We start from the raw sequence: 25,779 nt of genomic DNA on the forward strand, positions 1-25,779 counted from the left end.
GACCGACATTGGCACGGCGGCCTGCATGGCCCCCAAACAGCGACACCAACAGGCAGGAATATGACGATGGCCAAGATGCTCGTGATCTACAAAACCCCGGCTGATCCGGAGGCGTTCGACCGGCACTATTTCGAGGTTCATGTGCCGCTGGCCAAGAAGCTTCCCGGCCTGCGGCGCTACGACATCAGCAGGCGGCCCATCATCAAGCGCTCGGCGGGCGAGATTCCGTATCTGGTCGGGACACTCTATTTCGACAGCCTCGCCGATATGCAGAGCGCATTTGCCACCGAAATCGGCATTGCCTGCGCCGCTGACCGGCGTATACTCGCCCCAGGAGACGATGACTTGACGATGCTGCTGTTCGACGTCGACGAAGTGTGAATCTTAGCCGATCTCGGAGTGGAACGAAGGAGCCGCGCCGAAGCGGACGACGTTACTTCGCGTCGTGGAAGATGATCCCCACCGTATGCCGCCGTCCCGAGCGCAGGCGGCTGACGCCGTGCCGGAGATTGACGCGGTAGTGCCCTTTCGTGCCTTGCACCGGGCGATTGTGGACAGCAAAGATCACTGCATCGCCTCGGGTCAGCGGCACCACTTCGGCACGGCTTTGCATGCGCGGGCGCTGCTCGGTCAGCACGAATTCGCCGCCGGTGAAATCCTCGCCGGGCTGCGACAACAGGATCGCCACCTGCAGGGGAAAAGCGAGATCGCCGTAGAGGTCCTGATGGAGGCAGTTGAAGTCGCCGGGGCCATATTGCAGGAGAAGCGGCGTCGGCCGCGTTTGGCCGCTTTCGTGGCAAAGCTGGAGGAAGGCGGCGTGGTCATCGGGATAGCGCCGTGCCGCGCCCATGCGTTCGTTCCAGTCGTTGGCGACGCCGGCCAGCCTGGGATAGAGCGCGGTGCGCAGGCCACCGACCAGATCCGGCAGCGGATAGCGGAAATAGCGGTACTCGCCCTTGCCGAAGCCATGGCGGGCCATCACCACATGGCTGCGGAAATGGTCCTCATGCGGATAGAGACCGGCGATCTCGGTGCACTCCTCGGGTGAAAGCAGCGCCGGCATGACGGTGCTGCCGTGGCTGTTCAGTTCGCCGATCAGAGCACTCCAGTCCTGCGCTGCGATGCGCGCTTCGGCCGAATGGGCTGCGCGTTTGGTGCTTATCGAATGGATGGTCATGGATGCCTCCTTTGCTTGCGGTCAAAGTGGGGCGAACGAGGCGCCTGGGCCACCCGATTCCTGCGATGAACATTGTCATCTGCTGCCGGCAGCGATTAACTGTGTACATGCATCTTTCGATCGAACCGCTAAATGGCGTCAAAGGGCTTCCTCTCGGATCGTCTAAGGCGACTGTCAGATCCTTCTTTTCAGGAGAGCTCAAGGTCTTCCGGCGGAGCCCAACCAGCGTTCCGGCCGACTATTGGCCGGACCTTGGAGTATTCGCCTATTACAAGGCCGATGGCGCACTCGAAGCGCTAGAATTCACCTCGCCTGCGATCTTGGAACTGGGTGGCGCGTCGCTGTTTCCGATTTCCATGGAGGTTGCGCTGAGGTTCTTGAGACAAACCGACCCCAATGTGAAGGTCGAGATCGATAGCGCGATTTCGAATGCTCTCGGCATCAGCATCTGGACAGCCATAGGAAAAGAAGCGGACTCCCAGGTGGAAACACTTTTGCTGTTTGGAGCCGGCTACTACGGCTGATCCTTCCGGGCGATATCCACTGCAGATCGACTGCGTATCGATCGCATCAGACCGGATCGGCACCCTTGCGGCGATACGCCTCCAACTCAGGGTCCAGATCGACCCTCACCGCGTTTGTGAACAGGCAGGTCGCCACCATGATGCCGGCGAAGGCGACGAGGTTGACCAGCAGCGTGTCGTCATAGCGAGCCTTCAGCGCTGCCCAGATGTCGTTCGGAATGACATTGGCATCGGCGGCGACTGCCTTGCCAAATTCGATCAGCAACGCCTCGTCGGAGGTTGGCTGGATTGCCTCGGGATCAAGGCCACCATCGATCAGCGCGCGGCGGAAGAAGGTAAGCGGTATCTCGGCGCGGCATCTCTCGGAGATCGCCAGCGACAACAGCCAGAAAGCGCGGTCGTCGAGTGCGGGCTTGAGCAGATCGCGCAGGGTGAACCATTCGGCATAGATGCGGTGGGCCGCCGGTGAATGCAGCAGGATGCGCTTCATGTTGGTCATGCGTCTGCGCAGGCCAAGCTCCCTGTCGTGCTCGGCGCGGATGTCATGCGATGCCGAGGCGTAGTCGATCGGCGGGATCATGGCCATGGGACGGTCCTTGGTTGGTGGCAGCGAGGCATTCTGCGAAGCCCTCACCCAAGCGTCGTATGCAATTGCGGCGCGGCGCGCAGCGTGTTGGACACCGTGCAGATCGCTTCGGCGTCCTCGACGATCCGCTGCTTGGTCGCAGCGTCGAGATCGCCTGAGATGTCGAGCCTGATGTTGAGCCTTTCGACGCGCGACGGCTCGTCCTTGGCCTTCTCGCCGCTGACCTCGGCGCGCACCTCGCCAAGCGCGGCGGCAACCCCGAGGCGGGAGGCGGCGATGCGCGCGCTCAGCACCATGCAGGCGGCGAGCGAGGCGTATAGCAGGTCGAGCGGATTGAAGCCCGGCGCGCTGACACCGGTGACGACATCGACTGCACCGCCGGTCGGAGTGGTGATGGAAGGCAAGCCGCCGGGCTGCAGCGTCGCCGTCGCGCCGGTGACGCGGGTTCTGACCTTCAACTCAGCCATCGCAAAAACCTTTCAGCCGGCAGCCCGGCAAAGATCAGGGGCACTGTGGCGCGCACACGAGTGCGATTTGCACACGCGTTGCGGTGCCGAACAACATGCATGTGATTAGACACTACCGGCAAACAGGTGCCTACTGCATTGTCCACGGGGATGCGGATAACCGAGGAGAGGCCCATGATTGCGCTCAATGTAAACGGCGAGGATCGCAGTGTCGACGTGCCGGACGATATGCCATTGCTGTGGGTGCTGCGCGATGTCATCGGCCTGACCGGCACGAAGTTCGGTTGCGGCATCGCCCAGTGCGGCGCCTGCACGGTGCAGCTTGACGGGCAACCGGTGCGATCCTGCGTGTTGCCGGTCGCGTCGGTTGGGTCGCGCCATGTCACCACCGTCGAGGCGATCGATGCGACGCCATCGGGCAAGAAAGTGCAACAGGCATGGCTCGACCTTGAAGTCATCCAGTGCGGCTATTGCCAGTCCGGCCAGATCATGTCGGCCTCGGCGCTGCTGGAGCGCAACCCCGACCCGAGCGACAGCGATATCGACGCCGCCATGTCCGGCAATATCTGCAGGTGCGGCACCTACACGCGAATAAGAGCGGCCATAAAACAGGCCGCGAAGGCCTGAGGGAGATAGCCAGCCATGAGCAAGCCGTCCTCCTCCCCCACCCAAAAATTCACCTCGCGCCGTGCCTTCCTGCAGGGCAGCGGCCTTCTGCTCGGCTTCACCATGCTGGGCGCCGGCACCAGGCCCGGTTTTGCCGCCGCCGAACCCGTCGAGGGCGACGTCACCGCCGCCTTTTCACCCGATGCTTTTATCCGCGTCGACAGCGACGGCAAGATCACTTTCATCCTGCCCAACATCGAAATGGGCCAAGGCACGCACACCGGCGAAGCGACGTTGATTGCCGAGGAACTGGAAGTCGGCCTGGACCAGGTGAAGGTCGTCGACGCGCCGCCCAACGACAAGCTGTACGCCACCGCTGCGCTTGGCGGCCAGGCAACGGGCGGCTCGACCTCGATGCGGGCAACCTGGGAATCGCTGCGCAAGGCAGGCGCCGTTGCCCGCACGATGCTGGTTGCGGCAGCAGCCGCGCAATGGGCGGTTCCGATTTCGGAATGCAGCGCCAAGCTTGGCGTGGTCACGCATCTGCCGACAGGCCGGCAGCTGGCCTATGGCGCGCTCGCCGACGCAGCCGGCAAGCAACCGGTGCCGAGCGACGTCAAGCTCAAGGACCCCAAGGATTTCCAGCTAATCGGCAAGTCGCTGCGCCGGGTCGACACGGCGGGCAAGGTCAATGGCGCAGTGGTCTACGGCATCGATGTGCGCGTGCCCGGCATGAAGGTGGCGACGGTCGCCGCCTGTCCGGTGATCGGCGGCAAGCTCGGCGATGTGGACGAGACGGCGGCACGCGCCGTCCCAGGCGTGCGCGATATCGTCAGGCTGGACAATGCGGTCGCCGTGATCGGCGATCATTTCTGGGCGGCCAAGAAAGGCCTCGAGGCCCTCACCATCACCTGGGACGAAGGCGCCAACGCCAGGCTTTCAAGCGCCGATATGATGAACACGCTGAAGGCTGCGTCCAAAAACAAGACACCGATCATGGCGCGCCAGGAAGGCGACGTCGCCGGCGCGCTGAAAGCCGCCGTCAAGACGGTCGAGGCGAGCTATGAGCTGCCGTTCCTGGCCCATGCGCCGATGGAGCCGGTCAACTGCGTCGTGCATGTGCGCGCCGATGAATGCGAGATCTGGCTCGGCACCCAGGTGCCCACCCAGGCGCAAGGCTGGGCGGCACAGGTCACGGGCTTTCCGCTCGACAAGATCATCGTGCACAATCACCTGATCGGCGGCGGCTTCGGCCGCCGGCTGGTCGCCGAATATGTCGGCCAGGCGGTGGCGATCGCCAAACAGGTGAGCTACCCGGTCAAAGTTATCTGGACGCGTGAAGAAGACATCCAGCACGATCTCTACCGGCCGACCTACTACGACCGGATATCAGCCGGTCTCGGCGCCGACGGCCTGCCAACGGTGTGGATCGACCATGTCGCCGGCGGTTCGGTGTTGGGCAATTACATCCCCGGCGGCTGGCCTCAGGACAAGCTTGACGACGATGCCGTCGAGGGCGCCGCCAAACCGCCCTATGATCTGCCGGTCATCCAGGTCGACTGGGTGCGCGAGGATCCGCCGGTGCCTATCACCTGGTGGCGCGGCGTCGGACCGACGCACAATGTCTTCGTGGTCGAAAGTTTCATGGACGAACTCGCCCATTCGGTGGGCAGGGATCCGGTAGAGTATCGCCGGGCGCTGACGAAGAACCAGCCGCGGGCCGCAGGCGTGCTCGAGCTTGCGGCCGAAAAGTCGGGATGGGGCTCGCCGCTTCCGGCCGGCAGCGGCCGCGGCATTTCCCTGCACGATGCCTTCGGCAGCTTCATGGCCGCGGTGCTGGAGATCTCGGTTTCAGCGGCCGGCGAGATTACGCTGCAGCGCGCGGTGGTGGCCGTCGATTGCGGCATCGCCATCAACCCAAACACGGTCGAAGCCCAGATCGAAGGCGGGTTGATCTTCGGCCTGTCGGCGGCGCTCTACAGCGGCATCACTTTCAGCAATGGCCGCGTCGACCAGAGTAATTTTCACGACTACCGCATCCTCCGCAACAATGAGGCGCCGAAGATCGAGGTCTATCACGTCAAGAGCCTGGAATCGCCCGGCGGCATCGGCGAGACGGCAACGGTTTCGGCCGGGCCTGCCCTTGCCAACGCGATCTTTGCCGCGACGGGAAAACGCCTGCGCAGCCTGCCCATCGACCGCAACCAGCTGAAGAGCGACGGCGCCGATAAGACCAGCGTGTCGATGGTGCCGCCGCCCTCAGCACCCTTGCTGGCGGTGCTGGCGAACAGCAGGGAGCGCCCGGAGACCGGCATCGAAACCGAAGCCGAAGCGCTGTGAGGGCCAGGCCATGAGAAGCTTGGTCCGCATCCTCCTCGCTGTCGTGGTCGTCATCGCCGCCGGCGTTGCGATCTTCCTGTTCAAACCGGCGTCGCTGCCGGACGTCTCCGTGGCGGCGGCGAAACTGCCGACCGGTCAGGCGCTGATCGATCGCGGCGAATATCTGACGCGCGCCGCCGATTGCGTCGCCTGCCACACAACCGGAGGCGGCCAGCCCTATGCCGGCGGCGTTGCCTTCAAGCTGCCGTTCGGCACCGTCTATTCCCCAAACATCACCGCCGACAAGGAAACCGGCATCGGCGACTGGAGCGACGCGGAGTTCGCGCGTGCCTTGCATCAGGGCATCGACAAGCAAGGCCGCAATCTCTACCCGGCCTTTTCCTATGCGGCCTACGCCAGGATGACCACGGAAGATGCGCTGGCGATCAAGGCCTATCTGTTCAGCCTGCCGCCGGTGCACGCCGAGGCGCCGAAGAACGATCTGAGTTTTCCGTTCAACCAGCGTTATGTCCTGCGGTTCTGGAACCTGTTGTTCGTTCCCGACGGTCCGTTGCCGCAAGACGAAAAGCAGAGCGCGGAATGGAACCGCGGCGCCTATCTCACCGAAGCAATGGCGCATTGCGGCGAATGCCACACGCCACGCAACCTGCTCTATGGGCTAGACAACAGCAAGAAATTCGCCGGCGCCGAATTGCAGGGCTGGAAGGCCTACAACATCAGTTCGGACAAGACGACCGGCATCAGCAGCTGGAACGATCAGCAGCTGTCCAACTATCTCTCCAAGGGTCATGCGGAAGGGCGTGGTGCGGCCACCGGCAACATGGGCGAAGCCGTCGACTACAGCCTGCGCCATTTGACGCCGGAAGACATCAAGGCGATCGTCGCCTATGTGAAAACCGTGCCGCCGCAAGTCAGCAGCGACAAGGCGATCGTCGAAGTCGAGCCGCCGGCAACACTGACGACGTCCGTCGCCTACGCTCCGTCTGCCGATTCAGTGGCGCAAGGCGGGCTCGGCCTGAAGCTGTTCCAGGGCGCCTGTGCCAGCTGTCACGGATGGAACGGCGAAGGGCTGCAGACACCTTATGCGGCGCTGGGCGGCAGCCGCACGGTCAATGACCCCGATGGCACAAACCTCATCCAGGTCATCCTGAAGGGCGCGCATATGACGACGCCGCTCGGCAAGCAGGCGATGCCGGCTTTCGCCAATGCCTATTCGAATGTCGAGATCGCGGCGCTCGGCAACTATGTGCTGGCGCATTTCGGCGGCAAGCAATCCGCCATCACACCGGCCGACGTGGCCAAAGCGCGGGCGCAGTGAAGGACGGCGGTGGGGTCACCGGCAGCCGCGCAAAATGTGTTTCTGAATCTTGCCGGAGGCGGTGCGGGGCAACGCGTCGGTGAGCAGGAATTCCTTCGGCACCTTGTAGCGGGCGATGCGAGCCGCACAGTGCGCCGCGAGCGCCGCCGGATCGAGGACGCAGCCAGCCTTCAGCACGACGAAGGCACGCCCCACCTCGCCCCAGCGCTCGTCGGCGATCCCGACGACAGCGACTTCCGAAATGTCGGGATGATCGAGCAGCGCCATCTCGACCTCGGCTGGATAGACGTTCTCGCCGCCCGAAATGAACATGTCCTTGCGGCGGTCGACGAGGGTGACGAAACCATCTTCGTCGCGGCGCGCAATGTCGCCGGTGCGGAACCAGCCATCCGATGTAAAGGCCTGCGCCGTCTCATCGGGCCGGTTCCAGTAGCCCGGCGTGACATTGGGGCCTGACAGCCATATCTCACCCGGCTCGCCGGCTGCGGCGTCGTGGCCATCTTCGTCCACGATGCGCAGCGACAAAGACGGCGCCGGCAGGCCGGCGGAGCCGGCCTTGCGGGCGATCTGGTGTGCCTCGACCGGCATGCCGAGCACGGTGCCGGCTTCGGTCATGCCGAAGCCGTCGACCATGCGCACGCCCTGCTCCAGCCACCAAAGGATGTCGGCGGCGGGATTGGGCGCGCCACCGGTAAAGATGGCCGTCAGCGTGGCCCAGTTCGCCGGCGCGAACGCGGTGCCGTCGCGCAGCATCCGTGCCATTTGCGGGACGCAGAAATAGTGGGTGACGCCGAGGTCCGGGTCAGCCAGACGGCGGTTGGTGAGACCGGCCTCGAAGCCGGACGAGATCAGCACCGTGCCGCCCTGCAGCAAGGGCGGACGCAGGCTGGTGATAAGGCCGATGACATGGAACATCGGCGCGTCGCAGAGGAAGATGCTGGAATTGCCGACGCGGCCGAGCACGCCGAAATTGACCGCGGTGGCGAACGCATTGGCCTCGGTCAGGATGACACCCTTGGGCCGGCCCGATGTGCCGGAGGTGTAGAGGACGATCGACGGTACATCGCCCGCCGGCAAAGCGCGTCGTAGCGCGGGCGCTTGCGCTTCGACCGCCGCGGCAAAGGCCCTGACCTCCACAGGTACGCAGCCTTTTGGCAGCGCCGTAATCAGCGCCGCGTCGTGCAGCAGCAGCACCGGCTCGCAATCGGCCAGGACCGTCTGCTGCTCGACGGCGGAAAGGCGCCAGTTGACCGGCACGAAGATGGCGCCGAGCCGCATGGCGGCCTGCTGCGCGATGAGTAGATCGGCGCTGTTGCGGGCGAGCGTCGCGATGCGTTGTCCCGGCTCGATGCCGTAGTCTTCCAGCACAGCCATGGCGCGCTGGATGGCCTCGTCGAGCGTACGGTAAGTCCAGCGCCGCCCGGATGCGAGATCGACGCAGGCGACGCGCTGCGGCTGCGCGCCCGCGTGCAGCGCCACGGGGTCTGAAGTCGTCCAGGCCGGCATTCGCATCTTCTCCCGGATTGCGCCCTCACTCTCGGCTCAGTCGGTCGCCGGGATCACCTCGCCTTGTCATAGGCGCCGAGCCCGGGCTTGTAGCTCTTTTCGTCGATGAACTGGCGGATGCCTTCCTTGCGGCCGTCATTGTCGTAGGAATTGGCCGCTTCCTGCGCGCGCACCAGATAGTCCTCGGCATTGTCGTAGGTCATCTCGCCGACGCGGCGGATAGCATCCTTGGTCGCCTTCAGCGCCACCGGGTTTTTCTTCAGCAGGATGTTCGCCACCTCGGTAACTCGTGGCTTCAGCTCCGCCAGCGGCAGGCTTTCATTGACCAGCTTCCAGGCCGCCGCCTTCCTGCCGTCGATCAGCTCGCCGGTCAGCGCGTGATACATGGCGTCGCGCATCGACAGGAGATCGACCACCACCTTGGTGGCGCCGCCGCCGGGCAGGATGCCCCAGTTGATCTCCGACAGAGCGAATTGCGCCTCGTCGGCGGCGAAAGCGAGGTCGCAGGCAAACAGCGGGCCGTAGCCGCCGCCAAAGCACCAGCCATTGACCATGGCAATGGTCGGCTTGCGATACCAGCGCAGCCGCCGCCACCAGCCATAGGCCTCGCCTTGCGCCTTGCGGACGGCGCCCAGCCCCTTGGCCTCGGTTTCGCGAAAATACTCCTTGAGGTCCATGCCCGCCGACCACGCACTGCCCTCGCCCGACAGCACCAGAACACCGACATCGTCGCGGTATTCCAGCTGGTCGAGCACCTCCATCATGCGCCGGTTGAGCGCCGGGTTCATGCAATTTCGTTTTTCAGGCCGGTTGAAGCGCACCCAGGCGATGCCGTCCTCGATGTCGAAGGCAACGGTCTCTTCGGTCATGGCAACTCTCCTCCGGCTTGCGTTCCTGTGGCGGGGAGAAGAGTTGTGCTCTTCCCCTGCATCAATCGCTATGTGACATAGCTTTTAGAATTGCTATGTTGCATAGTCTTTTTTGCTTGACAAGAACCTTGGTCGCAGCGATCGGTTGCAGCATGGACGAGACATCGGACCGCAGCGGCAAGGTGGCTAGGGTGGCGCCTGAAGACAGGCTCGACGCACAGATCGGCTACAATCTGCGGCGCGCTTCGACCCTGGCGCTCAATGATTTCGCCGCCGAGATGGCCGATGCCTCACTGCGCCCGGTCACCTACGGGATGCTGGCGCTGATCGACGAACGGCCCGGCATCAGCGCCGGCGAGCTTTGCCGCCGGCTCGGCATGAAAAGCGCCAACATGGCGCCGCTGCTGGCCGAACTCGAGGAGCGCGGGCTGGTCGAGCGCAATGACCATGCGCAGGACAGGCGCGTGCAGGTGCTCGCTCTGACCAAGGCAGCCAAAGCCGCCATGCCGGCATGGCGGCTCAAAGTGCGCAACCACGAGGACCGGTTCCTGCAACGGCTGACGAAAAAAGATCGGGCAACACTGCTGCGGCTGTTACGGCTGATCTGGAGCGAGGACGGCGATTGAAAGGGAGGCCGGGGTGCTTCGGTGCTGATCGTAGCGATGATGGGCGCGGCGACGCCGAACACCACCTGAGGTTTACGCGAGACACCCCCCTCTGCCCTACCGGGCATCTCCCCTCAAGGGGCATAGGCGCTAAGATAGCTTTGGCATGGACTGAAATTTGCGCTTTCGTGGTGGTTCGCGCCAGCGATATCGCAAGGCATGGAGATTTTGGCGCAGGGCCGCCAAGGAAGGTTGAGTAAAGATGGTCGCGATCAGAGAGGCGACGATCTGGCGGGTGGCGCGCCACAGTAGCGGGCGCCCGTCGCTCAAGGGGGAGAGACACCCAACTCCTGCGAGAGGGGTTCGGTCACAAGCGCGATGAGGAAGTGTGCAAGGATCCAAGACCTTGCGATCCTTGGGTCTTTGGCGGGAGGAGAGCGCAGCCCGATCAGGCTCTTCAGGCGCTTGAAGGCGAGTTCGATGCGCCAGCGCATGCGGTAGAGCTTGAGGACCGTATCGGCGGGAAACTCCTCCCGGTCAAGCGAGGTCACAAGCAGGACGAAGCCGGCCGCAATCAGCGTCTGCGGTTGAACCTTGTTGCCCTTGGCCCTGGCTTCCTTGTTGATTTTGCGCCGCGCTTCTTGTGCCGCGGCCTCGGATTTGCGCAAGGCGATCAGGCGCATCTTCACAGGCTCGCCCTTCTTGAGTGCCAGCCGGGCAGGCGTTTCGCAGACTTCCTCCCGGCAGCTCTCCAGGTAGCCGATGAGATCGAACGCCCTGCCGTTGGCGTCGAGCCATCGCGCGTTTTTCCACGACGCGCGCACAACAACATCGCCGCCTTGCGCCATCACCTTGGCGATCCGCTCGGCCTGCAGATAGGCGCCGTCACCGATGCGGATCTCGCCCGCCACCACCGGCACGCGGTCGATCAACTCGGCCTCGCTCTGGTCGGTGATCTCGAGGAAGTCGAACTGCTCGCGCTCAAGCTCGAAGGCGCAGTGCATGCGCCAAAGACCATTGTTCTTCTTCTCATACGCACCGGCCTTGGCAACCGCTGTCGCATCGAGGATGCGGATCAGCCGGCCTTTGGCCAAACCTGCATCCTCGCGCTTCAAAAGGTGCCCAATCAACTGCTGCAGCCATGGTCCTGCATTGCGCAGCCGGCCGAGCAACGCCACGTCCGAAATGTCGGCAATCCCGCTCGCCGCCGCCCAGGCCACGACGCCCCGCATGCCAACCTTGCCAAGGCAGTAAGCCAGTGTCAGGCGCAACAGGTCGCTCGCCGACCTGACGCCGCGCGGGCGCAGGAACGCCTTCGTCTCGCGGGCACTTCCTGCGATCAACTCTTCGCCGCCCAGAAGCTCAATCGTCTCGGCCCAGCCGTCATCAACAAGCGATTCGTGTGTCATCGCAGCGTAGAATCACACCCGATTCCGCAAGGCAATACCTATCTTAGCGCCTATGCCTCAAGGGGGGAGATTGGACCTCACCTCTGCCTTCGCCAAATCTCCAACGTTGCGACGCCGTAGGCGCAGATGATCTCCCCTCTTGAGGGGGAGATGGCCGGCAGGCCAGAGGGGGGTGCGAAGGAACTCGGCATTGCCCAGGTTTGGCGCAACACTCTGCCAGCAGTCTTCACCGCGCCCGTTTCCTCTCCACCCTGCTCTTTGCTAGGCTCGCCCATCGGCAACCGGATCGCGAGAGCCATGATCGTCCAGACCTGCATCAACGGCGCGCGCGCCGCCGATTTTCACCCCACGCTGCCGCTCGATGCCGAGGCGATGGCGCGCGATGGGGCGGCTTCTATTGCCGCGGGCGCGGCCGAGTTGCATGTCCATGCGCGCGGAGCGGACCGCCGCGAAAGCCTTTCGCCGGCGGCGATGGACCCGACGATCGCAGCACTTCGCCGCGCATGCCCCGGTACGCTGATCGGCGTCTCCACCGGCGCCTGGATCGAGAACGACGACGTCAGCACGCTGGTCGCCATCGCCGCCTGGCGCGAACTGCCGGACTATGCCTCGGTCAATCTCAGCGAGGCGGCAGCACCCATCGTCATGGAAAGCCTGCGTCAGCGCGGCATCGGCATCGAAGCCGGTCTGGCTTCAGTCGCCGACGCCGAGCGTCTCGTCAGCCTCGACCATGGCGGGCGCGTGCTGCGCGTCCTGATCGAGATTTCCGAGCAGACGCTAGACGAGGCTTTTGCGGTCGCCGACGGCATCGAACAGGTCCTGGAGCGCGCCGGCATTCGCCGTGCCATCCTGCTGCATGGCGAGAACGCGACGGTGTGGCCGTTCGTGCGCCGTGCGGCGGATCGCAACTGGTCGACGCGCGTCGGGCTGGAGGATGGGAAGCATCTGCCGGATGGCACGGTTGCGGCCGGCAATGCCGCGCTGACGGCGGCAGCGGTGGCGATCTTCCAGGCCGGGCGATAGCGCATACAAGCAGCGCGCCAAGGCATCGCCGAGACGATGGCGATCGCAAGGCCCGGGCCGCGAAAGTCGGTGGAAGCTATTCAAATTTTATGTATTAATTAAACCGGCAGTTAATAGTCGCATCAACGGTCTCATCTATGTTAATATTCTCCCGCATCGGGGACTTTTTTAATGAACGTCATTCCGGATAATGATCACGCTGCGCCGCGTCGGATTCAACAATATACATCGATACAGACCCTGCGGGGGCTAGCAGCCCTTATGGTTGTTATCTATCATCTTCCGGCCGCACTAGGCGTGCTCGATTTGCCTATTCCCATTCTAAACAGCGGCGTCGACCTGTTTTTCGTCATCAGCGGTTTCGTCATGGTTCTCTCGACGGAGAACAGACATCGCGACCACCGTGCTTTTTTGATGCAGCGGTTCACGCGCGTCGTTCCGTTCTATTGGGTCATGACCTTCCTCATGGTCGCCGCACTTTGTCTGTTTGCCGGTCGTGGAGTGTCCTTTGAGCAGATTGCCAACAGCCTGCTTTTCGTACCCTATCTCGATACGGCCACAGGCTATGTCCAGCCAGTGCTTGGCGTGGGTTGGACGCTCAATCTGGAAATCCTGTTTTACATTCTGTTCGCGGCGACTATGGGTTTTGGTGCGCTGACGCAAATGGCCACCATTGGAGTTGTCTTTGCAATCGCCGTAGCCGCACGCATTATCTTCAAACCCGCCGCCGACACTGTGCTGTTTTTCTATACCACGCCAATCCTGTTTGAGTTCCTTGCCGGCATGGCTGTCGGCCATCTGGTCGGCAGACTGGTGCGTTTGCCCGCTTTCCTGGGTGCCTCGGCTGTCGGGTTCGCTATTGTGTCCACACTGGTGATGGTACTTGGCTTCAACTTGCCGCGAACCCTTGCTCAAGGTATCCCGGCGCTGATCCTTGTCGCGGGTTGCATCAGCCTGGAGAGCTACTTCCGACTTTTTGCTCCTCGCGTGCTGGCAAGGCTGGGAGATGCTTCCTACTCTCTCTATCTGACCCATCCTATCGTGCTGCTCGCGATCGCTCCTGTCGTTGCAACCGCCAATGTGTCACCATGGCTTGCAGGCATAGCTATTGTCACCGCCTGCATCGCCGTGTCCCTGGCGAGTTATAGTTTTATTGAAAGGCCGCTTTTGGCCATGTCGCGAATGAGCCTCTCCGCTTATCAGGTGAAGGCGTGAGTTGCGGCTACGCCGCAACTCGGTCGGCCTGCTACGCGGGTGCGTTGCTCACTACGACCTCGCGTCGCGTTCAAGCGACCACGGCGGCGGCAAGATCGTCTTCGAACTCCGTCGCCTAGTGCTGTCGCGCACATCCTCGACTGCCTGTCGCCCCAAAATGCACAGCGGTTTTGGGACGACGACATGCATGAACAGAGACTTAAGCGCGTCGCAGGGGTCCCGTTCAAACGCGACGTGCTCAAGTGCAAAAAAAGCTGCCCCGTTTGGACCCGAAGCAGCTTAGTGTTTTATGCGCCAGGGCAATTTGGCAGTAGCTATTTTGCGATCAAATAGGCATCGTCCGTATAGATCTTGCCAACTCCACCATAGTGACCCACGCCAAACACAAATGACTGAGGTGTACCTGATCCGTCTGAATCCCGCCCGACCGGCCACGTTGCGTTTGACGATGATTGCCAAAACACCCCGTCCAGATACCAATCGATGCCCACCCCTTCATAGAGATCCGCGCGCAGCTGAAACCAACGGCCCTTCGGTGCGGGAACATCATTAGCCGGATTGTAGGTCCCGGCTGCCGCATTTTCCACATGCAGCAGCAGCAAATCCTCAGTCTGACTGTCGCGCAAGTTGACCCACCACGTTGGTTCCTGCGAGAAAGGCGATTGCTCGGTCACCTTGAACTGGAAGATATTCGTCCAGCCATTGGCCGCCTGGTAATTGGACGGAATGAAAAACCACGAGACATAGGTCCCATCGATCCCTGATGGCGACACGGCCTGGAGCGGACGTCCGAAAGCGTCGTTCTTGGCCAGGCCGCCTGGAAAGAGCCACTCTTTGTAGACTTTGGAATGGGGCTTTCCAGCATTGATGGCAGCCACCGTCGTTTCGAACTTTCCGAAGCTGTTGCCGCCGTGCGAGGATACATTCCCCGCGCCGGTCGAGACCAAGCCGCTGACAATTGCGTTCAGGTTGGGATCAGCTTCCGCGGGATCCTCCGCCTGAACGAAAGACCAGTCGGTATAGCACGAGGCTCCGGTGCAAGGCCCCTCCTCCCAGTCCGCACGCCAGTAGGGCGCATTCTGGGCATATGCGGCGCCAATTGGCACCATGGTAGCAGCAATGGTGCAGATTGCAGTTAGCACCAACAGATGAAAAATCTTCTTCATATCGATTCACCATTCCTTTCCATGAAATTCGAAGCACACCTCTTGCGCCGTTTGCTTTTTCGCCTTCGAACACAGCGCCCCGAACGGCGCTGTCCCGCCAGCCTCAAAGGCGGCGATGAACCTTCAAAGGTATGCTGAAAACAAAAAACCCGCCTCGGAAGGCGGGCTGGCGGCGCGAATCAGCACCTACCCCAAATTAGTAGCATAGCTGCTGGAACAAAACAAGAACAAATGTGGCAACCTCGACGAAACTAGCGATTTCCCTCTTGTGAGGAGATGTCCAGCAGGACAGAGGCCCCTGATCCTGTCTAGCCCGAACGCACACGGAAGGGACACAGAGGGATGACATAGCTCTTGCTGCTGTAAAAAATTCCCCATAAGGTATTTTTCATATCCGAAAGAAAATCCCATCGTTTCTTTCCCTTTATGAAAGCCTTGCCTTTTGCGTGAGCATCTCGATCAAACCGATCGACGGCTGGTAAAGCTGTTGTCGCAAGATGCCCAGCCCGGCATCAACCGGCTCGCCGAGACGATGGCGATCTCAGTGCCGACGGTGCGCTCAAGGTTGCGCAATCTGCTCGACCGCAACCTCTTGAAGATCGTCGGGCTGCTCAATCTGACCGAACGCCCCGAGCTGATCTCGGCCATTGTCGGCATCAACGCTCAGGGACGTGGCCGCGCCCGGGAACTGGCGCAGCGCATTGCCGAACTGCCTTTCGTCAACTCGGCCTCGGTGGTTACCGGGCGCTTCGACATCATCGTCGACGTGACCGTCGCCGGCGATGTCGCCGACCTCTACCGCATCACCAGCGAGCTGATTCCGGGCGCCGGCATTCCCGGGGAAGTCGTGCGCAGCGAAACCTTCGTCGTCATGGCTTCATGCAACAAATGGGTCAGCCTTCCCGAAGGCTGCTGGTCGGAAGAAACACCGTCGCGCAAGGAGCCGGCATGAGAATAGCTGTTCTCGGCGGCCTCGGCCTGCAGGGACGGGCGGCCATCGCCGATCTCGTCGCCAGCGCCGGCGTCGAGGAAGTCGTCTGCGTCGATACGTCGGCCGACGGCCCTGCCCGGCTTGCCGGCCTGACCGACCTTTCCCGCGTGCGTTTCGTCATGCCCGAGGGCGCGATCGGTCCGGCGCTTGCCACCGTGCTGGCGGATGTCGACGCCGCCATCGATCTGCTGCCGCAACCATTGATGCGTGAGGCGGTGCAGGCCGCGATCGCAACGCGCACACCGCTGGTCACTACCAATTACGGCAAGGCAATCGCCGACCTGGCGCCGGAGGCTGAACAGGCCGGCGTTTCGATCATGACCGAATGCGGGCTCGACCCCGGCATCGACCTCGTGCTCTACGCGCGCGCCGCAAAGCAGTTCTCTAGGATCTCCTCGATCGATTCCTATTGCGGCGGCATCCCCGAACCGAAGGCGATGGCCAAGCCGCTCTGCTACAAGGTGAGCTGGAATTTCGACATGGTTCTGGTCAGCCAGAACCGCGACAGCGTCATGATCGAGGATGGCAAGCGCGTCGAAGTGCCGGCCGGGCGGCAACACGACAATCCCTTCATCCACGAAATCGAGGTCGCGGGCCTTGGCCGACTGGAAGCTTTCCCCAATGGCGACGCGCTGCACTATGTCGAGATGCTGGCAGCCGCCAAGGGATTGCAACGCTCGGGCCGCTATACGCTGCGCTGGCCGGGATGGTCGGCGTTCTGGGCGCCGCTGAAGGAACTCGGCTTCCTCTCCGAAGACAAGGTGCCCGGCACCAGCGCCAGCCCGCGCGAATTTCTCGGCCGGCTGCTCGGCCCGCAACTGCAATATGGCGCCGACGAGAAAGACCTTTGCGTGATGCGCAATGTCTTTTCCGGTCTCGAAGGTGGTCGCGCCAAGACGGTGACATCGGACCTGATCATCGAACGCGACCTGGCATCAGGCCTGTTCGGCATGAGCCTCGGCGTCGGCTATCCCGCCAGCATCGTGGCGCAGATGCTGGCGCGGCGCGAGATCGCCACACCTGGCCTGCTCAACCCGCTGCTGCATGTGCCGGACGAACCCTTCTTCGGCGAGCTGGCGAGGCGTGGCATCAAGGTGACCGAAACGGTGGCCTGGGAGTGACGATTTTCGAACGGTGGCTGCCGCCGGCAAACGGCGCTGCCGCTCAAAAAACACCCAAAAGGGTGGAATAACAAAGTGGAACAACAACGATAACAGGAGGAATGCCAAATGAAGATTGCCAAGCTTTTCATCGCCGGACTTGCGCTTGCGGGTCTGACCGCTGCTGCCAGTGCCGGAACCCTCGACGAGATCACCAAGCGCGGCGAGCTGCGCGTCGCGGTGCAGACGCAGGGACCGCCCTTCTCGCTGGTTGGCGCCAATGGCGAACGCACCGGCAGTTCGGTCGAACTCGCCGAACTGATGGCCAAGGAAATGGGCGTCAAGATCACCTTCCTCGACTATGACTGGGACGGGCTGATCCCGGCGCTGCTTTCGGGCAAGGCCGACCTGCTCGTCGCCGACATGACGCCGACGCTGGCGCGCGGCATGAAGGTCGCCTTCACCACACCTTACATGTATACCGGCAGCACCGTCTTCACCAAGGCCGACAGCAAGTTCAAGACAACCGAGGACTGCAAGGCCAAGGGCACCAAGATCGCCGTGCTGTTGGGCGCCACCGGCGAAAAGGAAGCCAAGAACGCCTTCCCGGATGCCGACATCAAGAGCTACAAGGGCGGCGGCCCGCTGCTGCTCGACGCGGTCAACAACGGCCAGGCCGATTGCGGCGTCAACGACGTCTCGGCGGTCAAGGGTCAGTCGACAGCCTATCCCGCCGGCACCTTCACCATCATGCCGGACCTGTTGTCGAAGGAGCCGCTTGCCTTCGCCACCCGCTACGACGAGCCGGACCTGTTGATCTGGATGAACCTGTTCCTCAACCAGGTCAGCATCGACGGACGCCTGCAGAAGAACCTCGACTACTGGGTCAATTCCGACGCCTGGAAGAAGGATCACTAAGCAGAGGTAAGCAGGGAGTAGTGAGTAGGAAGTAGTGAATGGTGAATGGTGAATGGCCATTCCGGACGCCCTTCACTGCTCACCACTCACTACTCACTACTGCCCATTACCATTCACAATTCACCGCCATGCTCGAAAATTTCAGCTTCCGCACCATCATCGAATATCTGCCTTTGTTCGGGCAGGGTCTGATCACGACCGTATGGCTGTCGGCGCTGTCCTTTGCGGGCGCGCTGGCCGTCGGCATCGTGCTCGCCGCCATGAACCTGCAGCGCGGCCAGCTGTTTCGCGTGCTGGCCAAGGGCTATATCGATGCCGTGCGCGCCACGCCGTTGCTGGCGCAGCTCTACTTCCTCTATTTCGGCCTGCCGCGTCTCGGCTTCGTCCTGCCCGAGCTGGTCGTCGGCATCATCGCTCTGTCGCTGAACAGCGGCGCCTATGTCGCGGAAATCATCCGCGCCGGCATCCTGTCGATCCCGCGCGGCCAGGTCGAGGCCGGCGTCGCTTCGGGCATGACCTATGTCCAGCGCATGCGCCTGGTCATCCTGCCGCAGGCGTTCAAGGTGACGATCCCGCCGCTGCTCGGCCAGGCGATCGTGCTGGTCAAGGATTCCGCGCTGTTGTCGCTGATCTCGGTTTCCGAACTGACGCGCGCCGGCCAGTTGCTGGCGTCCGACCGCTTCATGCCGGCCGAAGGTTTCATCACCATCGCCGCTTTCTATCTGCTGCTTTATTACGGCCTCAAAGGACTGGCGGGGCTGTCCAGTCGCTGGCTCGGTCTGCAGCCGGCAAGGAGCAGCACATGATCTGGCAACAGCTGCAAAGCCTGGCCGGCAGCTACCCCCTCGCCTTGCGCGGCCTCGGGATGACCGTGATGCTGTCGGCGATCAGCCTGGTGCTGGGCACGCTGCTTGGTTTCGGCCTCGGCATATTGCGCACCGGCGGCAACCGGCTGATCTCGAGCGTGATCGGCGCCTGGGTCGACCTGATCCGCGGCACGCCGTTCCTGGTGCAGATCTTCCTGATCTTCTTCATCCTGCCGGAATTCGGCATCGAGCTCGATGCCTTCACGGCCGGCATCATCGCGCTCACCAACCTCGCCGCGTGCTTCATCTGCGAGATCGTCGCCGCCGGCATCCGCTCGGTGCCGACCGGCCAGGTTGAGGCAGCTCTGGCGTCTGGCCTGTCGCGCTGGCAACGCATGCGCCAGGTGGTGCTGCCGCAGGCGATGCGCATCGTGCTGCCGCCGCTGGTCGGGCAATATGTACTCTTGATCAAGGATTCCTCCGTCGTCTCGGCGATCGGGCTGACCGACCTCACCCGCGTCGGCTGGCTTGTGGTGCAGCGTGTGCCCAACGGCCTGCTGGTCTTCTTCCTGGTCGGCGTCGGCTATTTCGTCGTCTGCTATCCGCTGATCATGCTCGCCCGCCGGCTGGAGCGCCGCATGGGCGCGGCGCATGGCGAGGTGCAGCTGTGACATCGAACCCAAAGGGCTGACCGCCATGACCAATCCAAGCCCGACCAAGACAAACCTGACCAAAACGGGCATGATCGACTTTCGCGGCGTCAACAAATGGTTCGGCTCGCTCAATGTGCTGAAGGACATCACGCTCAGCGTCGAGCCGCGCGAAGTGGTCGTCGTCTGCGGCCCAAGTGGTTCGGGCAAGTCGACGCTGATCCGCTGCATCAACGGCCTGGAAGCGATCAAGGATGGCGACCTCGTCGTCGACGGCCAGCGCCTCGGCGACCCCGCCACCAACATGACGCAGCTGCGCACCGAGATCGGCTTCGTCTTCCAGTCGTTCAACCTCTACCCGCACAAGACGGCGCTGGAAAACGTCACGCTGGCGCCGATCCATGTGCGCAAGATCCCCCGTGCCGAGGCCGAGCAGGCCGGGCGCGACTTGCTGGCCAAGGTCGGCCTCGCCGACAAGGTCAACGCCTACCCGTCACAGCTGTCCGGCGGCCAGCAGCAGCGTGTGGCCATCGCGCGCTGCCTCGGCATGCGGCCCAAGATCATGCTGTTCGACGAGCCGACCTCCGCGCTCGATCCCGAGATGATCTCCGAAGTGCTCGACGTCATGGTCGCGGTGGCCGAGGAAGGCATGACCATGATGGTGGTGACGCACGAAATGGGCTTTGCCCGCAAGGTGGCGCAGCGCGTGGTGTTCATGGACGCCGGCGCCATCGTCGAAAGCGGCACGCCGGAGGCGTTTTTCTCCGACCCGAAGACCGACCGCAGCCGGGCTTTTCTAAGCAAGATTCTAAGGCATTAGAGTTTAGCCAAAGCCGGTCGTCCGAAAGGCCGCGGGGCAGGAACTGTCGACGCACAGCGCCAAAAAAACGAGCCGCCGGTAGAGTGGATCGGCTACGTTTAGGTCTCCGGCTACGCCTCTGGGACCTTCCACGTGCCGTCCAGAACCTTCGCGCGTGGTCGATAGAGCCGTACCATCCAGTTCCAGCCGGGCCACCATCGGCTGTACGGTCAAGCCACCGGCGCCGCGCCGCGCCGCTCGAGCGCGGTCCTGCGGATGATTTCCGCGATCTCCGGGCTGCTGCTGCACAGCATCTGGAAATCCGCCGCGTGCAGCGATAGGAGTGAGACCGAAGTTGCGGCAGTGACGGTCGCCATACGCGGTTCGCCGCTGATCAGCGCCATCTCGCCGAAGAAGGCGCCAGGGCCAAGCTCCACCGGGTTCGGCGTCGCGACGCTGACGCGGCCCTCCACGACGAAGAACATCCGATCGCCGGTCTCGCCGCTGCGGCAGATCACGGCGCCCGCCGGCACCGTGCGGGGTCTTAACGCGCGCACGATCTCGACCAGCGTGGCCGGGCCAAGCTTCTGAAACAACGGAACGCCGGCAATCAATTGCCAATTGCGGACGAAATCCTCGCGACGGACTTCTTGATAAAAGCCGGAGGCAAGAATGCCGGCCCAGAGCCCGAAGATGCCGATGCCACACATCATGACAGCCCCGGCAAGGACGCGGCCGGCGAAGCTTTGCGGAATGTCGTCGCCGTAGCCGGTAGTGGACAGCGTGACCACCGCCCACCACATTGTCTCGGGGATGCTGCCGAACTTTTCCGGTTGGACGTCGCGCTCGATGACATAGGCCGCGAGTGCGACACCGAACAAAACCAGGCCGAAGACCGTGGTGACGCCGACCAGGTTGCGCGCTTCGTTGGCCAGAACCCTGCCAAGCAGCGGGAAGAAGGTCGAGTCGCGCAGCGGCTTCAGCAGCCAGACAGCACAGTAGAGGCTCCGGTCGGGCGTGCCGTCGAGCAGAAATGCGGCGACTGGAACCAAAACCGCGAGCACATCGATCGCGATTGCCGGCGTCCTGTCCCTGAGGTCTCCCGCCCAGCGCTTGAGCAGGGTCTCGGCCATCTGCAGAAGATAGGCGGCCCAAATGACAGCGAGCACGGCAGCCAGAGCCAGTCTGCTTCGTCCGGACATGTTCGGCATCGTGAGCGCAGCCACCGCCAGAAGCCCAGGCGCAGCGAGCACCGCATTTAGCGGTGCGTAGATTCTCAGAAAAGGCAGTACCGACATTCTATCCCACCAGCGGCCACTGTGCTCCAGAATAGAGGCCTCCCGGGCAAGCGCAAAGGGTGCTTTGCGATCGCAAGATCAGGTCACGCCAATGGCTTTCGGGCGCCGCTATCGGCGCTCCACGGTCGCACCGCAGGCGACGGATCAGCTCGGGAGCCGCCACATTCGCACGCGACCCGCACCGCGCAATTCCGTTTCCTCGAGTGGGTCGCAAGCAAATTTCGGTCCAAGCAGTTGGCAAGTTGCATCGGAAATACGGATTTCATCGGGCTCCGCGGACGTTTGAATACGTGAGGCGAGATTAACGGTCTCACCCCACAGGTCATAGGCGAACCGCCTCTTGCCTATGACGCCGGCGACGATCGGTCCTGAGTGAATTCCAATTCTCAGCCTTATCGGTTCTCCTGCGAAGCGTTCCCGCTTGACCGCCTTGCGCAGCTCAATCGCATAGCGCGTGAGGGCCTTTGCATGATCGGATCGCGCCGTGGGCAGGCCGGCGACCACCATCACACAATCGCCAATTGTCTTGATTTTTTCGCAGCCGTATCGCTCAGAGAGCCGATCCGCCGCCTTGAAGAAGTAGTTTAAAATAGCGAGCGTCGTCACCGCTCCGACGCTGCGCGCTCTTTCGGTAAAGCCGACGATGTCGGCAAAAAGCACACTCACCTCCGCATGGTTGTCGGCAATTTTCTTTTGCGCTTTCAACCGCTCCGCGATGGATGCCGGAAGAATGTTGAGGAGCAGGGTTTCGGCGCGCTGGTATTCACGCGCCAATCCCTCCTGGCTCTTTCTCAGTGCCTCGTTCGTCGATTGCAATTTTTCGTTGAGTTGACGCTCCCTCTCTTGCAGGAGCGTCATTTCATAGGCCTTCTGTTGAAGCCGCTGCCTGTTGTCTCGTTCGGCAGTGGCGTCCAGAAAAAGCAGCCACACGCACGCATTGTCAGCAAAAAAATGAAGGTCGGCGACACGCCCGCCGGGCAGTTCGATCATGTCCATGCGAAACGGAAGCTCCGGGCAAGGCAGCAAACCTTCCATGAATTCAAGCTGCCCCGCAACAGGCTTGCCGATGCGAAGCGATGACAGCCCGTAATGTTCAACATTACCGCCCTTGGCAGCTATGCAAAGCTCAGCGTCGATTTTCAGATAAGCGACAGCGTGCCCGTCGAAGAAGAAATTGAAAAACCAATTTCTGACTTCTTTTGGCAATTCATGCATGGTCTATTTGGTGACCATCAAGGCAAGTTGACGAAAGGCGTCATCGACCTGCTCGCCCGAAAGCGCACTTGTTAGATAGATTTGCCATCCACGTTGCCTCAACTCGTTGATCTCACCATCCGATATCGCCCACCGATCGGCCAGATCGGACTTGTTGAACAGCAATACGAACGGCATGGCGCCGAATTCGGCCTCGACCCGTTCGCGCAGCGTGAGTGCCACGGCAAGAGTAGCAGCGCGGGTTCCATCGACGACTAGCACGAGCCCGGTTGCACCGCGAACATAGCTGACGCGGAATGAGCCGATATCGTCCTCGCCGGCCAAATCCCACAAAATCAGATCCACGGTTTTGTCCGGGAGCGCGACGCTCTTCTTGTCGATTTTCACTCCAACGGTGGTCAAGTAGGTTTCTGAGAAGATGCTCTGCACAAACCTGCGGACCAGACTCGTCTTTCCGACAGCGAAACCGCCCAGCATGCAGATCTTTTTTTGCAACATGTTGGGCTCCGCTAGTCCAGGTTTACGGTAATCGAAACCCGGCGATTGGTGGAGCTACCGGTTAGACTGTTTTCAGGTACAGCCGGCTCAAAAGTGCCCGCGCCCCGAACCAGCAGCAATTCGGGAGCGACGCCCCGCTTGTTGAGAAGCGCACGAACTGTCTCGGCGCGGGCGGCGCTGATCGACGCGTTGGCCGTCTCACGGCCCGTGGTGTCCGAATGCCCGGTCAACATGAACCGCGCCGTTACGCCGGAATTGCGGGCACTCTGGGCGAATTCCTTTATTTGATCCGCCAACCTGTCGAGAACCGGCGTCTGCTCCGGTCCCGGCACAACCTTGCCGGAAGAGAAGAAAATATCGGTCGTCTGGATGGCCTGCCTCAAATGATTAAGTTCTGCAAGGTTCAGTTCACGCAGCTGCGAGACATCCAGAACCACTCCGTCCGCCGAAAGTTGTTCAGCGGCGGCCCGCGCGCGGTTGATCCAGCCGGCAGGAGCCTCACCCACGGCCACGATGCGACCCTGGATGATCGAGAGCTGAACGGTTTTCGGCGGGGACAGCGCCGCCGTCAGCCGCTTCACCACAAACTTCGGATCAAGGCTCTGATAGAATTGCCACTGTGCATGAACGCGGGCAGGATCAACGTCCGTTCCGGAGAGCAGGGCTTGCGGGTCGGCGGCAAGCGGGTCTCTCAAGCCGGAAATGTAGAAATGTCCGCCCCTCGCGCTTTGTTGGGCGACGATGATTCCCGATTGGGCCTCAAGTCGCGACACATAATACTGCCAGTGCTCCGCCGCGCGTGCTTCGGGGCTCACGTCACGAACCTTGGAGATGTCGAATTCGGGTCCGCCTGCCGAAAGCTGCCGGGCCGCTGCGCGCGCGCGATCGATCCAGGTGTCGGGAGCCTCACCCTCGGCAACGATGCGATCATCGACGATCGAAAGTCGTACTGTATCCGGCGGATACAGTGACGCCGTCAGCCGCTTCAGCACGAACTCCGGCTCAAGGCTCTGATAGAAATGCCACTGCGCATGAACCCGGGCGGGATCGACCTCTGTTCCCGACAACAGCGACTGCGGATCGGCGCCAAGCGGGTCTCGCAGGCCGGCAATATAGAATTGGCCGTCGCTTATCTTTTGGTCTGCAACGATGATGCCCGGCTGGGTCTCCAGTCGCGACACATAGGCGTGCCAGCGCTCCGCCTCGCGCACTTGGGGACTTACGTCACGAACCCCCGAGATATCGAAGACCGGCCCGCCTGCCGAAAGCTGCTGGGCCGCCGCGCGCGCCCGGCTGATCCAGGTGTCGGGAGCCTCACCCTCGGCGACGATGCGGCCATCGACAATCGAAAGTCGCACTGAATCCGGCGGAGCCAGCGACGCCGTCAGCCGCTTCAGCACGAACTCCGGCTCAAGGCTCTGATAGAATTGCCATTGCGAATGAACCCCGGCCGGATCGACTCCCGTGCCTGACAACAGCGACTGCGGGTCGACGGCAAGCGGGTCCCTCAGGCCGGCAATATAGAACTGGCCATCGCGTACCTGCTGTTCGGCAACGATGATGCCCGGCTGGGCCTCCACTCGCGACACGTAAGCCTGCCAGCGCGACACGTAAGCCTGCCAGCGCTGCGCTGACTGCCAGGAAAGAAAGTACCAACCGCCTGCCAGACTCAAAAGCAGCAGGGCAACGGCCGCCACCAGCCACGGAAATCCGTCGTTTGATTCCTCCTGCTTCAGCTCGACGCAGGTCTGCAACTGCGCCTCTACGCTGGCCAGCTGCGAACCGTCGCCGTCAAACTGCTCTAAGGCCTGTGAGCTTTCCTCATGGATGCGAAGCAACACATCGCGAACGATTTCATGCAATTCCTCCGGCGGATTTCCCCGGATCACCGAAACCAGGGTCGCAAACGGTCCAACTTCCGACCAGAGACGAAGCTCGCCGAAACGGATTGTGTCCAGGCCGCTCTGCTCTTTCTCGTTAAATGAGTCCTTTACAAAGTCCTGAATCGCACTGAGCATCGAAGAAATGAGCTGAGGATCTTCGCTCGTTGCATTGTGGGCCGTTACATGCGCTATCAAAAGGCCGGAATTCCGATGAATGAGAAACGCATGTTCCACACGGTAGACAAGGGAATGCTTCAGAACAACTGCCGAGAAGCTTGCCCCTGTTCTCCAGGCTTCAAGTCTCCACTTGAGCCCGTGCCAGGTGAATATGTGCCTTAGAGTTTCATTCAGCGACTGAAAGGTCTGGTCGATCTTTTCGCCGATCGACTTGCGAATTGCCGGCAGAAACACCGGGTACAATATGTCCGTCAGCGTGCGCGGGCTCTTCTGGATCGACCGTTGCACAGCCCGTTCGACAGCCGGCGCAAGCGCCTCGCCGAGTTGCGCGTAAGGCGCTCGTCCGGCAGCACTGGGAAGAACGTCGCCCACGGCCGCCGCAAGCTGCTCGGGTTCGTCGAGCAGATGCGTAACGCGTGAAAGCTCCGAGATTTCGCGGCTGACCAGCAACTGCCGCAGCGTTTCCATGCGCGGATCGGCGGTGGGAACCGCCTCGAACTGCGCACGGTAGTCCGGATCAACGTTCCGGGCAATTTCGATCAAAAGACGAGCCAGAGCCTCGCGATCAATCTCTGTATCGTTCGAGGCTGTTCTTTGCGGAAGGTTGAATGGGTCGACGGTGGACGTCAAGGT

The 25,779-nt window shown here is 62.1% G+C and carries 25 protein-coding genes; 14 read left to right on the plus strand and 11 right to left on the minus strand.

Annotated elements, in window-relative coordinates; genetic code table 11:
* Positions 1-60: 60 nt before the first annotated feature.
* Positions 61-381 (plus strand): EthD family reductase, encoded by a 321-nt coding sequence (locus NKJ88_RS05510; protein ID WP_245272119.1) that lies wholly within the window; start codon positions 61-63, stop codon positions 379-381.
* A gap of 52 nt (positions 382-433) precedes the next feature.
* Here NKJ88_RS05510 and NKJ88_RS05515 read toward each other — a convergent pair whose 3' ends face one another.
* Positions 434-1,177 carry a 2OG-Fe(II) oxygenase gene (locus NKJ88_RS05515; protein ID WP_023684794.1) on the minus strand — a complete coding sequence of 248 codons (744 nt, stop codon included), beginning with the start codon at positions 1,175-1,177 and terminating at the stop codon, positions 434-436.
* A 65-nt stretch (positions 1,178-1,242) separates the two neighbouring features.
* Here NKJ88_RS05515 and NKJ88_RS05520 point away from each other — a divergent pair, with 65 nt between their 5' ends.
* Positions 1,243-1,701, plus strand: a complete 459-nt coding sequence (locus tag NKJ88_RS05520) for a hypothetical protein (RefSeq protein ID WP_050586866.1) — start codon at positions 1,243-1,245, stop codon at positions 1,699-1,701.
* 46 nt (positions 1,702-1,747) lie between these two features.
* Here the strand turns inward: NKJ88_RS05520 and NKJ88_RS05525 are convergent, their stop codons facing one another.
* Both NKJ88_RS05525 and NKJ88_RS05530 read right to left on the minus strand, forming a co-directional pair.
* Positions 1,748-2,287, minus strand: a complete 540-nt coding sequence (locus tag NKJ88_RS05525) for a carboxymuconolactone decarboxylase family protein (RefSeq protein WP_352443686.1) — start codon at positions 2,285-2,287, stop codon at positions 1,748-1,750.
* A 44-nt stretch (positions 2,288-2,331) separates the two neighbouring features.
* The gene (locus NKJ88_RS05530) at positions 2,332-2,754 is read right to left on the minus strand and encodes an OsmC family protein (protein WP_023670326.1); all 423 of its coding nucleotides are present in this window, start codon (positions 2,752-2,754) and stop codon (positions 2,332-2,334) included.
* A 174-nt stretch (positions 2,755-2,928) separates the two neighbouring features.
* Between NKJ88_RS05530 and NKJ88_RS05535 the strand changes: the two genes are divergently transcribed.
* From NKJ88_RS05535 to NKJ88_RS05545, 3 genes are read left to right on the plus strand one after another with little or no spacing between them, the layout of a single operon-like run.
* On the plus strand, positions 2,929-3,381 hold the full coding sequence (locus tag NKJ88_RS05535) for a (2Fe-2S)-binding protein (RefSeq protein ID WP_031197152.1): 453 nt from the start codon (positions 2,929-2,931) through the stop codon (positions 3,379-3,381).
* A gap of 15 nt (positions 3,382-3,396) precedes the next feature.
* Entirely contained in the window at positions 3,397-5,700 is a 2,304-nt protein-coding gene (locus tag NKJ88_RS05540) for a xanthine dehydrogenase family protein molybdopterin-binding subunit (RefSeq protein WP_352443687.1), read from the plus strand.
* A gap of 10 nt (positions 5,701-5,710) precedes the next feature.
* Positions 5,711-7,018 (plus strand): c-type cytochrome, encoded by a 1,308-nt coding sequence (locus NKJ88_RS05545; protein ID WP_352443688.1) that lies wholly within the window; start codon positions 5,711-5,713, stop codon positions 7,016-7,018.
* A gap of 15 nt (positions 7,019-7,033) precedes the next feature.
* On the opposite strand, the gene NKJ88_RS05550 is transcribed toward NKJ88_RS05545, so the two are convergent.
* Entirely contained in the window at positions 7,034-8,530 is a 1,497-nt protein-coding gene (locus tag NKJ88_RS05550; RefSeq protein ID WP_502904729.1) for an AMP-binding protein, read from the minus strand.
* Between the two features lie 47 nt (positions 8,531-8,577).
* The gene (locus NKJ88_RS05555) at positions 8,578-9,393 is read right to left on the minus strand and encodes a p-hydroxycinnamoyl CoA hydratase/lyase (RefSeq protein ID WP_023701859.1); all 816 of its coding nucleotides are present in this window, start codon (positions 9,391-9,393) and stop codon (positions 8,578-8,580) included.
* Positions 9,394-9,545: 152 nt separating this feature from the next.
* Between NKJ88_RS05555 and NKJ88_RS05560 the strand changes: the two genes are divergently transcribed.
* Positions 9,546-10,019 (plus strand): MarR family winged helix-turn-helix transcriptional regulator, encoded by a 474-nt coding sequence (locus tag NKJ88_RS05560; RefSeq protein ID WP_031199558.1) that lies wholly within the window; start codon positions 9,546-9,548, stop codon positions 10,017-10,019.
* Positions 10,020-10,324: 305 nt separating this feature from the next.
* Here NKJ88_RS05560 and NKJ88_RS05565 read toward each other — a convergent pair whose 3' ends face one another.
* Positions 10,325-11,407: a transposase gene (locus tag NKJ88_RS05565; protein WP_352443690.1), complete on the minus strand. Its 1,083-nt coding sequence runs from the start codon at positions 11,405-11,407 to the stop codon at positions 10,325-10,327.
* Positions 11,408-11,704: 297 nt separating this feature from the next.
* Here NKJ88_RS05565 and NKJ88_RS05570 point away from each other — a divergent pair, with 297 nt between their 5' ends.
* Positions 11,705-12,430: a 3-keto-5-aminohexanoate cleavage protein gene (locus NKJ88_RS05570; protein ID WP_023824096.1), complete on the plus strand. Its 726-nt coding sequence runs from the start codon at positions 11,705-11,707 to the stop codon at positions 12,428-12,430.
* Positions 12,431-12,601: 171 nt separating this feature from the next.
* Complete coding sequence (locus NKJ88_RS05575) at positions 12,602-13,645, plus strand: acyltransferase family protein (RefSeq protein ID WP_081726871.1); 1,044 nt, start codon at positions 12,602-12,604, stop codon at positions 13,643-13,645.
* A gap of 314 nt (positions 13,646-13,959) precedes the next feature.
* Here NKJ88_RS05575 and NKJ88_RS05580 read toward each other — a convergent pair whose 3' ends face one another.
* Positions 13,960-14,811: a hypothetical protein gene (locus NKJ88_RS05580; protein WP_023727808.1), complete on the minus strand. Its 852-nt coding sequence runs from the start codon at positions 14,809-14,811 to the stop codon at positions 13,960-13,962.
* A gap of 442 nt (positions 14,812-15,253) precedes the next feature.
* On the opposite strand from NKJ88_RS05580, the gene NKJ88_RS05585 reads away from it, so the two are divergent.
* The 6 genes from NKJ88_RS05585 (at position 15,254) to NKJ88_RS05610 (ending at position 20,096) form a co-directional block, all read left to right on the plus strand.
* Complete coding sequence (locus NKJ88_RS05585; RefSeq protein WP_023670324.1) at positions 15,254-15,763, plus strand: Lrp/AsnC family transcriptional regulator; 510 nt, start codon at positions 15,254-15,256, stop codon at positions 15,761-15,763.
* Positions 15,760-16,923 carry a saccharopine dehydrogenase family protein gene (locus NKJ88_RS05590; RefSeq protein ID WP_023824098.1) on the plus strand — a complete coding sequence of 388 codons (1,164 nt, stop codon included), beginning with the start codon at positions 15,760-15,762 and terminating at the stop codon, positions 16,921-16,923. The genes NKJ88_RS05585 and NKJ88_RS05590 overlap by 4 nt, the downstream gene beginning before the upstream one ends.
* A 108-nt stretch (positions 16,924-17,031) precedes the next feature.
* Positions 17,032-17,820 carry an ABC transporter substrate-binding protein gene (locus tag NKJ88_RS05595; protein WP_023824099.1) on the plus strand — a complete coding sequence of 263 codons (789 nt, stop codon included), beginning with the start codon at positions 17,032-17,034 and terminating at the stop codon, positions 17,818-17,820.
* A gap of 128 nt (positions 17,821-17,948) precedes the next feature.
* On the plus strand, positions 17,949-18,626 hold the full coding sequence (locus NKJ88_RS05600) for an amino acid ABC transporter permease (protein WP_023693902.1): 678 nt from the start codon (positions 17,949-17,951) through the stop codon (positions 18,624-18,626).
* Complete coding sequence (locus NKJ88_RS05605; RefSeq protein ID WP_023684787.1) at positions 18,623-19,297, plus strand: amino acid ABC transporter permease; 675 nt, start codon at positions 18,623-18,625, stop codon at positions 19,295-19,297. The genes NKJ88_RS05600 and NKJ88_RS05605 overlap by 4 nt, the downstream gene beginning before the upstream one ends.
* Before the next feature lie 70 nt (positions 19,298-19,367).
* Positions 19,368-20,096 carry an amino acid ABC transporter ATP-binding protein gene (locus tag NKJ88_RS05610; RefSeq protein WP_023670319.1) on the plus strand — a complete coding sequence of 243 codons (729 nt, stop codon included), beginning with the start codon at positions 19,368-19,370 and terminating at the stop codon, positions 20,094-20,096.
* 209 nt (positions 20,097-20,305) lie between these two features.
* Here the strand turns inward: NKJ88_RS05610 and NKJ88_RS05615 are convergent, their stop codons facing one another.
* The 4 genes from NKJ88_RS05615 to NKJ88_RS05630 form a co-directional block, all read right to left on the minus strand.
* Complete coding sequence (locus NKJ88_RS05615; RefSeq protein WP_023684786.1) at positions 20,306-21,373, minus strand: cyclic nucleotide-gated potassium channel; 1,068 nt, start codon at positions 21,371-21,373, stop codon at positions 20,306-20,308.
* A 144-nt stretch (positions 21,374-21,517) separates the two neighbouring features.
* A complete protein-coding gene (locus tag NKJ88_RS05620) occupies positions 21,518-22,588 on the minus strand; it encodes an adenylate/guanylate cyclase domain-containing protein (RefSeq protein WP_023824100.1) in 1,071 nt (356 codons plus the stop codon).
* 3 nt (positions 22,589-22,591) lie between these two features.
* Positions 22,592-23,086: a Rab family GTPase gene (locus NKJ88_RS05625; protein WP_023670316.1), complete on the minus strand. Its 495-nt coding sequence runs from the start codon at positions 23,084-23,086 to the stop codon at positions 22,592-22,594.
* 11 nt (positions 23,087-23,097) lie between these two features.
* The gene (locus NKJ88_RS05630; protein ID WP_352443691.1) at positions 23,098-25,776 is read right to left on the minus strand and encodes an OmpA family protein; all 2,679 of its coding nucleotides are present in this window, start codon (positions 25,774-25,776) and stop codon (positions 23,098-23,100) included.
* Between the last annotated feature and the right edge of the window lie 3 nt (positions 25,777-25,779).

Origin of the sequence: Mesorhizobium sp. M0016 (genome assembly GCF_040324035.1) — a bacterium.
In the GTDB taxonomy this organism is placed as follows: domain Bacteria; phylum Pseudomonadota; class Alphaproteobacteria; order Rhizobiales; family Rhizobiaceae; genus Mesorhizobium.